Raw genomic sequence first — 12,061 nt, 5'->3', positions numbered from 1 at the left:
ATGAAGTGCCAGCCGATGCCGGCGAGCGCGCGACTCCCCTCAGGGACCTTGGTCGAGGTGTTGTGGGGACAACCGGAGCAGAAATAAGGAGTGCGGGAAACAGGCGCGACAGCCTGCATCTGGGTTGCCTGACGGCCGTTGAACCAGTCGGCCTTGACGCGGAGCATCTCCGCGATCTCAGGGTTGAGATTAAGTCGAAGCAGGCGCTCGGTGAGCGAAGTCGCAAGCGAGGCGACGCTGAGCTCGGCCGCGAAGGTCAGGAAGCGCTTGTCGTGCTCGTCCATCTTGCCGACGATGCGCGGGCGGACGTCGTCGCGCCAGTTGAACAACACCTGCTTGACCTGATTCTCGACGATCTCGCGGCGCTCCTCCACGATGAATATCTCTTCGAGACCGACAGCGAATTGATGCACGCCTTCCGGCTCAAGCGGCCACGGCATGCCGATCTTGTAAAGGCGCAGGCCGATCTTGGCGGCGACCTCCTCGGTGATCCCGAGCTCGCGCAGCGCCTGGCGGACGTCCTCGTAGCTCTTGCCCGAGGCCATGATGCCGAATCGGGCGTTCGGCGAATCCATGGTGACGCGGTTGACCCTGTTGGCGCGCGCAAAGGCGATCGCGGCGAAGCCCTTGTAGTCCTGGAGGCGGCGGTCCTGCTCGAAGCGATCGTCGGGCCAGCGCAAATTGAGGCCGCCGGGCGGCAGCTCGAAATCGGTCGGGATAATGAAGGGCTTCATCTCATCGGTGAGGTCGATCTCGGCGGTGGTCTCCACCGTCTCGGTGATCACCTTCATGCCGACCCAGCAGCCCGAGTAGCGCGACATCGCGATGCCGAGCAGGCCCATCTCGATCATCTCGTGGATGCTCGAGGGATAGAGATAGGGCATCAGCGCAGAGATGAAGGCGTGGTCGGACTGATGCGGGACGGTCGAGGACTTTGCGCCGTGGTCGTCGCCGGCAAGGCACAGCACGCCGCCGTTCTTGGCCGAGCCTGCGGCATTGCCATGGCGGAACACGTCGCCGCAGCGGTCGACGCCGGGGCCCTTGCCGTACCAGATGCCGACCACGCCGTCGTATTTGGCGCCGGGCGAGAGATTGAGCTGCTGCGAGCCCCAGACGGCGGTGGCGGCGAGGTCCTCGTTCACGCCGGGCTGGAACTTGATGTTGTACTGTTCGAGGTGCTTGCGGGCGGCGAAGAGTTGCTGGTCGTAGCCGCCGAGCGGCGAGCCGCGATAGCCGGAGATGAAGCCGGCGGTGTTGAGGCCGCTGGCGCGGTCGCGCCGGATCTGGGCCATGGGCAGACGGACCAGAGCCTGGATGCCCGTGGTAAAGACGTGTCCGGTCTGCTGGGTGTATTTTTGATCGAGACTGATCGGACCCTGGTTGATGCCCATGCTGTCCTCGTTTCGCCCTGCTCAGGCCTTTGTTACTTAAGGTCGCTTAAGCCGTTGCCTTCCCGTTATTTTTAGCTAGGGCGCGCCGACCATCACCGCCACTCTATGTCGGATATTTCATGATCCGCACCACAAATCTGGGCGAAAGGGCACGTCGGGTAAAAATCGCAATTTCGTGGCCTGAAACACGCTGGGCATTTTCAATTTGTGTCACCATACCCCCGCCGTCGCGAAATGAATCGACGCTTCCTCGTACGGGATGCGGGCGTTTGGTCGCAGGAGTGGCTTCGATGCGGACGATTCTGACCGGCTTGGCCGTTGCAGGCTTGGCGTTGTGCAGTGCAGTTGCCGGCGCGGCCCTTGGCGCCGAGCCGTCGCTGGAGCTGATCGCCTACGGCAAGGCGCTGGTCGAGGCCGGCGACTGCGCGGGCTGCCACACCGCCGATCCGGCCAGGCCGTTCGCGGGCGGAAAGCGGATCGCCACGCCGTTCGGCGCGATCTATGCGCCGAACCTGACGCCCGACCGCGACACCGGGATCGGCGCCTGGGCGGACACCGATTTCACCCGCGCCCTGCGCTATGGCATCGCGCCCGATGGCTCGAACTATTACCCGGCGTTTCCCTATCCCTACTTCACGAGGATGACGAAGGGCGACACGCTGGCGATCCGCGCCTATCTCGGCACGCTCGCACCCGTCACCAGCCGCAACAAGCCGCCGGAACTGCGCTGGCCATTCGGCTACCGCGGCCTGATGCGACTCTGGAACGCCGTGTATTTCAAGCCCGGCCTGTTCGAACCGGACCAGAGCAAGAGCGCGGCCTGGAACAGAGGCGGCTATCTCGTCACCGGGCTCGGCCATTGCGGCGCCTGCCACACGCCGAAAAACTATTTCGGCGCCGACAAGGACGCGCAGGCGCTATCCGGCAACGAGATCGGCGGCTGGTTCGCCCCCCGCCTCGATGGCGCCGCCCGCACCGGGCTGAAATCGTGGAGCGAGGCCGACATCGCGGAGTATCTGCAAAGCGGGCGCAACGCCAGGAGCCATGCCGGCGGGCCGATGGCGGAGGTCGTCGTCAACTCGACCGCGAAAATGAGCGATGCGGACGTGCGTGCCATCGCGCTGTATCTGAAGAGCCTGCCGCCGGCACGGCGCGAGACGATCGTGACGCCGCCCAACGATGCCGAGATGAAGGCTGGTCAAAAGGTCTACGCAAAACTCTGCATCGCCTGCCATGAAGCCGACGGCTCCGGCGCCCCGCGCATCTATCCGCCGCTGCCGGGCAATGCGCTGCTGCAATCGATCAATCCGTCCTCCACCTTGCGCATCATCCTCGACGGCGCCCACACCGTGACCACCCCGCGCGCGCCCAACACCGGCGAGATGCCGGGCTATGCCAAGCAACTGTCCGACGACGAGATCGCCGCGGTGACGAATTACATCCGCAATTCCTGGGGCAATGCAGGCCCGCTGGTGACGCCGAGCCAGGTGGCGAAGGCGAGGAAGCGAGGGGCGAATGGCGAGTAGTGAGTGGCGAATGGCCACATCTATTCGCTATTCGCCATTCACGCGCGAAGCGTTCACCGCTCGTCGTCCCCCGTGAACACAAACTTCGGCATCTCCCATCTGTAGCGCACCGCGAGCAGGCGGAAGCTGAGGCCGAGCACGAAGGTCAGAATCGTCCAGAGCTGGGCATTGAGATTGAGGCCGAACGCCGTGGCATAGAACAACCCTGTCACGACCGAGACGCTGGCATAGAGCTCGGACCGGAACAGCAGCGGTATGTCGTTGCAGAGCACATCGCGCAACACGCCGCCGGCGCAGCCCGTCACCATGCCCGAGACGATCACGATCGGCAGCGAAGCGTCCACCTGCCAGGCGACGTTGCAGCCGATCATGGTGAAGACGACGAGGCCGATGGCATCGAGCACGATGAAGGCGAGGTGCAGCCGATGCACGAGGCGCGCGATCAGGATCGTCAGCAGCGCCGCCCCGCCCGGCAGTGCGAGGTAGATCGGGTGGGCCACCCACACCAGCGGATAGTGACCGAGAAACAGATCGCGCAGCGTCCCGCCGCCCAGCGCGGTGATGCAAGCGAGAAGACAAACGCCGACATAGTCCATGTTGCGCCGCCCCGCGGCCAGTGCCGCCGTCATGCCCTCCGCCGTGATGGCGACGAACGCCAGAAAGTGCAGCACGCTATCGGTCGGCGGCAGGCTCCACATCGGCTTCGTCCCTCGTCGTGGTCATGGAACTCGCATCCAGTTCCCGCATGAGCAGGTTCCCGATTCCCGCCGCGGGAGCAACATACGACGAAAGCATTAGGTGGCACGGAACGGAATCTCGCGCCTGTGGGTTGTCCCGACGTCATAACCCGAGGAGACCCAATCGATGGCTGACGACCGTTTTCCCAACGATCCGTACCGCCCGAACCTCGCCGATGATGAGTATTCTCGCGCGGCGCGTCGGGACGCCGACCTTCAGGCCGATCCCGAGCTCGGGGAAGGCCCTGCCTCCAGCGGCAAGATCGCGCTGTTTGCGGTAGCGATCGCCCTCGTGCTGGGCGCGGTGTTCTACGGCTTGAACAATACCACCTCGACCAACCAGGCCAGCAACACGCCGGCCTCGCAGACCGCGCAGACGCAGCCGACCAATCCGGCGGCGCCTCCCGGCATGCGCGACGTGACGCCGCGCAACAACGCCGAGCCGGGCGTAACCACGGGTGCGGCGCCGAGCAGACCTGCTGCCCCGGCTCCCGATACGCCTGCTGCCAAGCCGGCGCCTAACGGCGCGAAGTAACGGTTCGCAAGGACACGAGACAGCGGCGGGACACGACATCCCGCCGCTGTTCGTTTAGCTGAACATCTTGTTGAGCTCGCCGCCGGAATAGCCGCTGCCAAGCTCGGTGAATGTGCCCTGCTCCGCCATCTCCTTTGCCGCGCGCATGAAGCCGCCCCAGGCGGCGCGGGCGAGCGAGCCGCCGACGCTGATCCGGCGCACGCCGAGATCCTGGGCTTCCTGCAGCGACAGGCCGGACGCGCCGATCAGAAGATTGAAAGGCTTCGGGTGCACCGCCTTCACCACCGCGGCGATGTCCTCGCGGCTCTTCAGGCCGGGCGCGTAGAGACAGTCGGCGCCGGCATCGGCATAGGCGGTCAGCCGATCGATGACCAGCTTGAGGTCGGTGACGCCCCACAAATACGCCTCGCAACGGCCGACCAGCAGCGTGCCACTGTCGCCGATCGCCTTGCGCGAGGCCCTGATGCGCTCGACCGCCAGCGCGCGGTCGTAGAGCGGGTTATCCTTGTCGCCGGTGGAATCCTCGATCGAAAGGCCCGCGACGCCGGTGCGCACACCGCGCTCGACATTGTCCGCGACCCTGTCCGGCTCGACCGCAAACCCACCCTCGAAATCCGCATTCACGGGAATGTCGACGGCCGAGCTCAATGCTGCCAGATGCTGACAGACGTCCTCGATGCTGACGTGATTGTCGGCCTTGCCGATGGTCCAGGCAAAGCCCGCGCTCGATGACGCAATCGCCTTGAAGCCGAGATGCTGCAACGCTTTCGCACTGCCTACATCGACCGGATTGGGCAGGATGAAGCAGCCGCTCTCGTGCATCTTCCTGAACGTCGCGCGCTTGTCCGCGGTCGTCACATGCATGTTTCTCTCCCTTATTGGTCGCGCAGACATAGGCACGCGTCATCGCGCGCGCTAGTGCGCGTCGTGCACCGCGCGGCTGTCCTTCGGCGCCTGCTCGCGGTCGGTCATGCCGTAGTCGCGGATCACACTGGCGATGCGCAAATGATAGTCCGCGAAGATTTGCGCGCGGCCTTTCGCCTGCGTGCGGCGATGCTCCATCGTGTTGCGCCAGGCCTGCACGGCCGCCTCGTCCCGCCAGAACGACACCGACAGGATCTTGCCCTTCTCGGTCAGGCTCTCGAAGCGCTCGACCGAGATGAAGCCGTCGATGGTCTGCAGGATCGGCTTCAGATCGGCCGCAAGGTCGAAATAGTCCTGGCGGTGTTCCGGCTTGGGCCAGACCTCGAAGATCACGGCGATCATGGGCATCTCCTTGCGTTGATGCCCTATAATACCACCTTGCGCAGGAAAGTGCGCTCCTCGGCGAGGATCAATTTCTCGGCCTCCGCGAAGTTGAAATTCGCCGTGCCGTCGAGATCGGCCCGGAGCCGTTTGCGATAGGATTCGTACGCCGCCAGGCTCTCGAAAGAAATCAGGGCGAACGCGATGTTGTTGGTGCCCTCATGCGGCATGAAATAGCCGATCAGGTCGCCGCCACATCTCGGGATGATGGTGAGCCAGCGCTTCGAATATTCCTCGAACTGCGGGCGCTTGAAGGGATCGAGCTGATAGCGGATGAAGACAGTGACGGACATGACGGGCTCTCCTGTTTCCACATCGTCATTGCGAGCGTAGCGAAGCAATCCAGGAGTCCTGCCGCGGACACAGTCTGGATTGTTTCGCTACGCTCGCAATGACGACTTGGTGAGAGGCTACGCGCTTGCACCACCACAATGCTTCGGCTACCATCGAAGCATGAAAGCAGGTCCCGACATCGCCATGGTCGCTTCGCTGGTCGGCGACCCCGCCCGCGCCAACATGCTGACTGCGCTGATGAACGGCCGCGCACTCACCGCGAGCGAGCTGGCGCAGGAGGCCGGCATCACACCGCAGACGGCGAGCTCACATCTGTCGAAGCTCGAGGCCGGTGGCCTGATCGAGCCGGAGAAGCAGGGCCGCCACCGCTATTACCGCCTCACCGACGACGACGTCGCGGGCGTGCTCGAGGGGCTCGCGGGCCTTGCCGCGCGGACAGGCCACATGCGCGTACGCACCGGACCGAAGGACCCGGCGCTGCGGCGCGCGCGGATCTGTTACGACCATCTCGCCGGCGATCTCGGCGTGCAGATGCTCGACACCATGCGCGAGCGAAACCTCGTCAGGCAAAAGAAGCAGGACATCGAGCTGACCGCCGAAGGCGAGCGCTTCCTCGCCAGACATCTGCAGATCTCGCCCGAGATGCTGGCCCATCCGCGCCGCCCGGTGTGCAAAGCCTGCCTCGACTGGAGCGAGCGGCGGCATCATCTCGCCGGCACGCTGGGTGCGGCCATGATGCAGCGCTTTGCCGAACTGAAATGGGCCTCGCGCGATGCCGCGCCCGGCAGCCGCGTCGTGAATTTCACCCGCACCGGCGAGAAGCAATTCGCCGCGCTGTTCGGGAATGGACAGGACTGATCACGCGGGGCGCGTGGGCTCGCACGTTTGCGTGTGAATGCGAGGTCTTGTCGTGGCCGGGCTTGACCCGGCCATTCACGCGTTTATGGCCACGTCATTCCGGGGCGGCTCGTAGAGCCCAACCCGGAATCTCGAGGTTCCGGGTTCGATGCTTCGCATCGCCCCGGAACGACATGGCCAACCACGAGACTCCCATGATCCGCCTCCTCTCCGCCGCACTCGCCGCCGCGCTCCTCGCGTTCCCGTTCACCTTCGCCAACGCCGCCGACACCGCGCCGCGCGAGCCCTATGGCATCGCGCTCGAAGGCTTTGCCTATCCCTACCCCGTGCACCTCCTGCCGGTCGTCAATGACGGCGAGCAGCTCAGCATGGCCTACATGGATGTCGCCGCGGCGCAGCCGAACGGCCGCACCGTGGTGCTGCTGCACGGGCGCAATTTTCCGTCGAGCTATTGGGCACCCGTGATCAAGATGCTGAGCGAGGCAGGCTTTCGCGTCGTGGTGCCGGACCAGATCGGCTTCGGCAAATCCTCCAAGCCGCAGGGCGAACTGCACTTCGACAATCTGGCGCGCAACACCATTGCGCTGCTCGATCATCTCAAGATCGACAAGGCCGAGATCGTCGCGCATTCGCTCGGCGGCATGCTGGGCGTGCGCATCGCCCGCGCCTATCCGGACCGCGTCGCCCATCTGGTGCTGACCGCGCCGATCGGGCTCGAAGATTACCGCCTCTACGTGCCGCCGACTCCGACCGGGAAGATGATCGAGACCGAGGACAAGCTCACCGCCGAGGGCTATCGCAACCAGCTCCAGACCAACTACGCGATCAAGCTGCCGGCCGAGGCGATCACACCGTTCATCGATGCCCGCTTCAACATCAAGGGAAGCCCGGACTATCCGCGCTGGCTGCGCGCCTTCGTCAGCTCCGGCCAGATGATCTACCGGGAGCCGGTGGCGCACGAAATCCCGCTCATCACGCTGCCGACGCTGTTCGTCATGGGAGCCGACGATCACAATGCGCCGGGCCGGCCGCTCGCGCCGGAGGCGCTGCGGGCCAAGATGGGGCAGAACGCCGACCTGGCGAAGGCGCTCGCGGCGAAGATGCCGAATGCGCGGGCCGAAGTGATCCCGGACACCGGCCATCTCGTCTTCCTGGAGGCGCCCGAAAAGTACAGAGAACTGGTGCTGGGCTTTCTCGGCCGCTAGCGACACTTGCGTGTCGTCTGAGGCAGGATGCGGGGAACGTTCATGCCGCATTCAGGTCATGATTGGCAAGTTTGGATCGCGACGTGTCGGCACGCCTCGGATTTAACGTGTCGAATCGTGTCTCTTGATTCATTGTGCGCCCCAAGCGCCATTCTCCCAAGCCTGCCCCAGAGGACGAGAAGGAATATCAAATGAAATACCTGTTTGCCGCCGTCATGCTCGCCAGCGCGGTCGTCGGTTTCAGCGAGGCAGCCAGCGCCGCCGGCGGTTGCGGCCCGGGCTGGTATCGCGGCCCCTATGGCGGCTGCCGTCCGATGCGCGGCGCGGTCGTGGTTCGCCGCGCTCCGGTGGTGGTCGCCCCGGCACCGGTCGTCGTTGTACCCCGCGCCCGCGTGTGCCCCTACGGCTTCCGCTGGTACGCCGGCCGCTGCCGCCCGATCTGATCTCGCCCATCCGCATTGCGGAGTGGCCGCGCGGCGGAAGCCTGCGCGGCCATTTTTTTGCTGCGACGATTCGTCCGCCGTGGGACTGGAGTGCTTCCAGAATCGAAACGGGGACCGCCAGCGGCGATCCCCGTCCAATCCGCGAACTTCGCGAACTCACCAGTAGTGGCGGCGGTGCCAGCGCCGCCGATGCCGGCGCCAATGACGGTGGCGCCAGCCCCAGTGGCGGTGATGGCCATAGTGAACCTGCTCGGGCGTCAGCTTGGCGGCTTCCTCGCTGGTGGTGACGGCGGGATGAGCGTCGGGATTGCCTTGCGGCATGCGGGCGGGATCACCGACCGGCTGCGGTGACAGCGGCGCGGCCCGGGCGGCCGCGGCGAAGGCCGCGGCGCCGGCCGTCACACCCAATGCAAGTTTCAAAAAGTTCCGACGCTCCATGACATATCCTCTAGGCTATCGAGCAAGTGATGCAGAAGGAGTGTCGCGGTCACGACATGAACCGAGGCTGAATCGCGCATTCAGATTCATGGCGCAGCGGACAATGTCTCCCGCCTATTCTGCTAACTCCTGCGCCAGCACCAGCGTTTCGCGCGTGCGCTTCACGTCGGGCCAGTCGCGGTTGAAGTCGGCGACGAGCTTCTGCAGCGCGTCACCCTTCAGCATCGCATTCAGCTTGGCCTCGTCATCGAACTGATACATCGCCTGGTGCAGCTTGGGATTATCCAGGCTCCAGAACCGCCAGGCTTTGCTGACGCCAAACGCCTTCACTGCGTCGGGCAGATGTTCCGTCTCGTACCATCTGTCGAAAGCGGCGCGCTTGCTGGCGTCGGTGACGGTGGCGCGGACGACGAAGAAGGCTGCTGGCATCGGGTTTCCTCCCATTGTTTGAGGCAAGCTTAGCCAGTTAAGCCGGCGACGACAAAAAATGCCGGCCCCGATGTCGGAATGGGCGCTCTTCACTCGTCCTTTGCTTCGAACACGGAGACAGCACATGGCCGACCTCACCCTGACCACCTTCAACTGGGTTCCAGAACCGCCGCGCGGCTTCGTGCGCGACCTCCGCGTGCGCTGGGCGCTCGAAGAGGCCGCCTTGCCATATCGCGTCGCCAGCGCGCCGTTCGACGATCGCGGGCCTGCGCATCTCGCGCATCAGCCGTTCGGCCAGGTGCCTTGGCTGACCGACGGCGACCTCTCGATCTTCGAGACCGGCGCGATCCTGCTGCATCTCGGCGGGCTCAGCGACAAGCTGATGCCCAGAGGTCCGCGCGGCCGCGCCGAGACGACGGAATGGGTGTTCGCAGCGCTCAATTCGGTGGAGATGGCCAGCCTGCCCTGGGGAATGTCGAAGTTCATGGGACATCCGACTGACACGGCGGCGTGGAAATTCGTGGACGACTTCCTCAAGCTTCGACTCAAACATCTCGAGCCGGTGCTGGCCGGTCGCGAATGGCTGGCCGGCTCCTTCTCCGTCGCCGACATCCTGATGGCGGACGTCCTGCGCGTCGTCGGTCAATTCGACGGGCTGGCGGACCATCCTGCCTGCCGCGCCTACGTCGCCCGCGCCACCGGCCGCCCCGCCTTCATCAAGGCGCACGCGGACCAGATGGCGCATTTTGCTGCGACGGATAAGGCACGTGGGGCGTGATGCGGCTCACACATTCAATCCAGCTCTTGGCCTATAGAGTCGCCACCGCCGAACGAGGCAATCGCCTGAGTTTTATTTTCACCAAGAGGTGCCCCATGGCTCGGATCGAATATCTCAAGCAACAGATCGCCCGCGCCGAGCGATTGGCCAAAGCCATTCTCGACCGGCAGACCGCCGAGCGACTTCAAGCCTTCGCCGCCGAATGCCTCACGGAATTGTCGGTGCTGACGCTCAAGACGGCCGCGTGAGGCGTGGTGGCGCCGGTTGCGTCACACCAGCTTCAGCGGCGCATCGGCAACGACGCGCAGGTCGATGCTGCCGATCAACGCCGCACGCCGCGCCTCCGCAGCACGAATCGCGTCATCCGTCTGCCGCAGCGTGCTCACATTCGAACCGAGCGAAACGATCCCGCCGAGAACCAGAGCGATTGATCCGAGCGCTGCAGTCTGCCCCGTGCCAAATAGGCCGAGGATCGTCACCAACAGCAGCGCTGCTCCCCCACCGATCGCGATCTTGGACGCCAGGATGTACTTCCGGCACCGCTCGGCGATCTCGGAGAGCGCCTCGATCCGATCTTCGATGTCGGAGATTTCATCTGTCGGATCGTCGTCAGTCATGGGGCTTCGGATTTGGGAGCTTGCTTACGAATGAAGCTAGCGCCAAGGGTTGTTCTTAGCCGGGTAGTTTCCCGCCAACCGATCTATAAAATTCCGCGAGTTGGTTCGCCAACAATGAGGCTAGCAAATCTTCCATTTTCGAGACATCGATCCGGCCACCATCGCGAAAAGCTAAATCGGCCGCATCCAAGGCATCGAAATAGGGCCGCCGGTTATCGATTATTTGATCTGGAATCGTCGGGGTGCCCGGCAAAAGAGTGCCAGCCCGAATTGAGAGCACAACGTACGAGACAATTCGGGAAGTGCGCCCATTCCCATCCGCGAACGGATGAATCCAGTTTAGCCGCCACATGACATAAGCAGCTAGATGAATCGGCGTGCTGAGTTCCCAGTTATCATTGACGTAGTCGCACATATCCTCAATGAGTTCTGGGACCAGATGTGCGCCGGCAGGCTCATGCTTGCTTCCCTCGATGGCAACGCCACCAGGGCGATAGTTGCCAGCGTAAGAGCTAATGCCCGCCAAGGCTTCCCGTTGCAGACCGAGGATGAGCGAGGGACGGAGTTTGAATGAGCCCCGTTCAAGAGCAGTCTGGATCACGCCAATAGCCGCGTCGTACTGGCGGAACCCGTTCCGGGCTTCCGCTGCGGCCTTCGCTTGCGGATCTCTAATCAACTCAGGTTCGAGCGCCCGGCTATCACGCCGTTCGCGCTCGTCGCTTGTCACTTCTCTTCCTTGGCCAATTTCTCGGCCTCACGATCCACCATTTCTCGCGTTATGAGCGCATTTTCGAAATGGGTATTGCCGTATACGAAGCTGCGCCGCTGCTCCTCCCGGTGTTCCGGGGATGGATTCGCGGTCTTTGCAGCCTCGATGAGTTTCTTGAGAGCGTCGGTCATGCTGTCAATATAGTCGAAGCGGCTCGACCGTACCACGCCATTTTTTCAGCGGGCCGGCCCCCCTCACAACGGCAGATTGTCGTGCTTCTTCGCCGGCATTTCCGTCTTCTTGTCCTTCAGCATCGCCAGCGCCCGCGCGATCCGCTTCCGCGTCGAGTGCGGCATGATGACGTCGTCGATGTAGCCGCGCTCGGCGGCGATGAACGGCGACAGGAAGCGGTCTTCGTATTCCTTCGTCCGGGCCGCGATCTTGTCGGGGTCGCCGATGTCGCTGCGGAAGATGATCTCGACCGCGCCCTTGGCGCCCATCACCGCGATCTGGGCGGTCGGCCAGGCGTAGTTCATGTCGGCGCCGATCTCCTTGGAGGCCATGACGTCGAAGGCGCCGCCATAGGCCTTGCGGGTGATGATGGTGACGAGTGGAACGGTGCACTGCGAGTAGGCGAACAAGAGCTTGGCGCCGTGCTTGATCAGGCCGCCATATTCCTGGCTCGTGCCCGGCAGGAAGCCCGGCACGTCGACGAAGGTGACGATCGGAATGTTGAAGGCATCGCAGAAGCGGACGAAGCGCGCGGCCTTGCGTGAGGCGTCGCTGTCGAGCACAC

At 64.0% G+C, this 12,061-nt stretch carries 17 protein-coding genes and 1 pseudogene; 7 read left to right on the top strand and 11 right to left on the bottom strand.

Translation table 11 applies throughout. The annotated features are described in order from the left end of the window. A pseudogene (locus IC50_RS22300) lies at window positions 1-1,391 on the bottom strand (indolepyruvate ferredoxin oxidoreductase family protein); the annotation flags it as partial. Window positions 1,392-1,681: 290 nt separating this feature from the next. Here IC50_RS22300 and IC50_RS22295 point away from each other — a divergent pair. Continuing rightward, a complete protein-coding gene (locus tag IC50_RS22295; RefSeq protein ID WP_035709649.1) occupies window positions 1,682-2,917 on the top strand; it encodes a c-type cytochrome in 1,236 nt (411 codons plus the stop codon). A 53-nt stretch (window positions 2,918-2,970) separates the two neighbouring features. On the opposite strand, the gene IC50_RS22290 is transcribed toward IC50_RS22295, so the two are convergent. Beyond that, window positions 2,971-3,615: a trimeric intracellular cation channel family protein gene (locus IC50_RS22290; RefSeq protein ID WP_035709648.1), complete on the bottom strand. Its 645-nt coding sequence runs from the start codon at window positions 3,613-3,615 to the stop codon at window positions 2,971-2,973. A gap of 166 nt (window positions 3,616-3,781) precedes the next feature. On the opposite strand from IC50_RS22290, the gene IC50_RS22285 reads away from it, so the two are divergent. Continuing rightward, entirely contained in the window at window positions 3,782-4,189 is a 408-nt protein-coding gene (locus tag IC50_RS22285) for a hypothetical protein (protein WP_035709647.1), read from the top strand. Between the two features lie 54 nt (window positions 4,190-4,243). Here IC50_RS22285 and IC50_RS22280 read toward each other — a convergent pair whose 3' ends face one another. Genes IC50_RS22280 through IC50_RS22270 form a run of 3 tightly spaced genes read right to left on the bottom strand, consistent with a single transcriptional unit; the run spans window position 4,244 to window position 5,787 of the window. Beyond that, window positions 4,244-5,053 carry an isocitrate lyase/PEP mutase family protein gene (locus IC50_RS22280; protein ID WP_035709644.1) on the bottom strand — a complete coding sequence of 270 codons (810 nt, stop codon included), beginning with the start codon at window positions 5,051-5,053 and terminating at the stop codon, window positions 4,244-4,246. Window positions 5,054-5,104: 51 nt separating this feature from the next. Further along, the gene (locus tag IC50_RS22275) at window positions 5,105-5,455 is read right to left on the bottom strand and encodes an antibiotic biosynthesis monooxygenase family protein (RefSeq protein ID WP_035709642.1); all 351 of its coding nucleotides are present in this window, start codon (window positions 5,453-5,455) and stop codon (window positions 5,105-5,107) included. 23 nt (window positions 5,456-5,478) lie between these two features. Continuing rightward, complete coding sequence (locus tag IC50_RS22270; protein WP_035709641.1) at window positions 5,479-5,787, bottom strand: NIPSNAP family protein; 309 nt, start codon at window positions 5,785-5,787, stop codon at window positions 5,479-5,481. A 160-nt stretch (window positions 5,788-5,947) separates the two neighbouring features. Here IC50_RS22270 and IC50_RS22265 point away from each other — a divergent pair, with 160 nt between their 5' ends. The 3 genes from IC50_RS22265 to IC50_RS22255 all read left to right on the top strand — a co-directional run bounded on the left by IC50_RS22265 (window position 5,948) and on the right by IC50_RS22255 (window position 8,294). Beyond that, window positions 5,948-6,646 (top strand): winged helix-turn-helix domain-containing protein, encoded by a 699-nt coding sequence (locus IC50_RS22265; RefSeq protein WP_035709639.1) that lies wholly within the window; start codon window positions 5,948-5,950, stop codon window positions 6,644-6,646. 194 nt (window positions 6,647-6,840) lie between these two features. Beyond that, the gene (locus IC50_RS22260) at window positions 6,841-7,851 is read left to right on the top strand and encodes an alpha/beta fold hydrolase (RefSeq protein ID WP_035709652.1); all 1,011 of its coding nucleotides are present in this window, start codon (window positions 6,841-6,843) and stop codon (window positions 7,849-7,851) included. 191 nt (window positions 7,852-8,042) lie between these two features. Further along, the gene (locus IC50_RS22255) at window positions 8,043-8,294 is read left to right on the top strand and encodes a GCG_CRPN prefix-to-repeats domain-containing protein (protein WP_035709651.1); all 252 of its coding nucleotides are present in this window, start codon (window positions 8,043-8,045) and stop codon (window positions 8,292-8,294) included. 156 nt (window positions 8,295-8,450) lie between these two features. Here the strand turns inward: IC50_RS22255 and IC50_RS22250 are convergent, their stop codons facing one another. Both IC50_RS22250 and IC50_RS22245 read right to left on the bottom strand, forming a co-directional pair. After that, entirely contained in the window at window positions 8,451-8,732 is a 282-nt protein-coding gene (locus IC50_RS22250; RefSeq protein WP_035709637.1) for a twin-arginine translocation signal domain-containing protein, read from the bottom strand. 114 nt (window positions 8,733-8,846) lie between these two features. After that, the gene (locus IC50_RS22245; RefSeq protein ID WP_035709635.1) at window positions 8,847-9,161 is read right to left on the bottom strand and encodes a hypothetical protein; all 315 of its coding nucleotides are present in this window, start codon (window positions 9,159-9,161) and stop codon (window positions 8,847-8,849) included. 124 nt (window positions 9,162-9,285) lie between these two features. On the opposite strand from IC50_RS22245, the gene IC50_RS22240 reads away from it, so the two are divergent. After that, entirely contained in the window at window positions 9,286-9,939 is a 654-nt protein-coding gene (locus IC50_RS22240; RefSeq protein WP_035709634.1) for a glutathione S-transferase family protein, read from the top strand. A 95-nt stretch (window positions 9,940-10,034) separates the two neighbouring features. Beyond that, window positions 10,035-10,187, top strand: coding sequence for a hypothetical protein (locus IC50_RS42545; protein WP_193374145.1), 153 nt, complete (start codon window positions 10,035-10,037; stop codon window positions 10,185-10,187). A 21-nt stretch (window positions 10,188-10,208) separates the two neighbouring features. Here IC50_RS42545 and IC50_RS22235 read toward each other — a convergent pair whose 3' ends face one another. From IC50_RS22235 to IC50_RS22220, 4 genes are all read right to left on the bottom strand, one after another. After that, window positions 10,209-10,556 (bottom strand): hypothetical protein, encoded by a 348-nt coding sequence (locus IC50_RS22235; protein WP_035709632.1) that lies wholly within the window; start codon window positions 10,554-10,556, stop codon window positions 10,209-10,211. 55 nt (window positions 10,557-10,611) lie between these two features. Continuing rightward, complete coding sequence (locus IC50_RS22230; RefSeq protein WP_035709630.1) at window positions 10,612-11,283, bottom strand: Fic family protein; 672 nt, start codon at window positions 11,281-11,283, stop codon at window positions 10,612-10,614. Continuing rightward, complete coding sequence (locus IC50_RS42540; RefSeq protein WP_193374144.1) at window positions 11,280-11,456, bottom strand: hypothetical protein; 177 nt, start codon at window positions 11,454-11,456, stop codon at window positions 11,280-11,282. Before IC50_RS42540 ends, IC50_RS22230 begins: the two co-directional genes overlap by 4 nt. Window positions 11,457-11,519: 63 nt before the next feature. Further along, window positions 11,520-12,061: carboxyl transferase domain-containing protein (locus IC50_RS22220; RefSeq protein ID WP_035709628.1), on the bottom strand; the 542-nt coding region annotated here is incomplete at its 5' end.

Source organism: Bradyrhizobium genomosp. I (2014), assembly GCF_000261685.1.
Taxonomy (GTDB): Bacteria; Pseudomonadota; Alphaproteobacteria; order Rhizobiales; family Xanthobacteraceae; genus Bradyrhizobium.
This window is presented reverse-complemented; position numbering and strand designations above follow the sequence as displayed.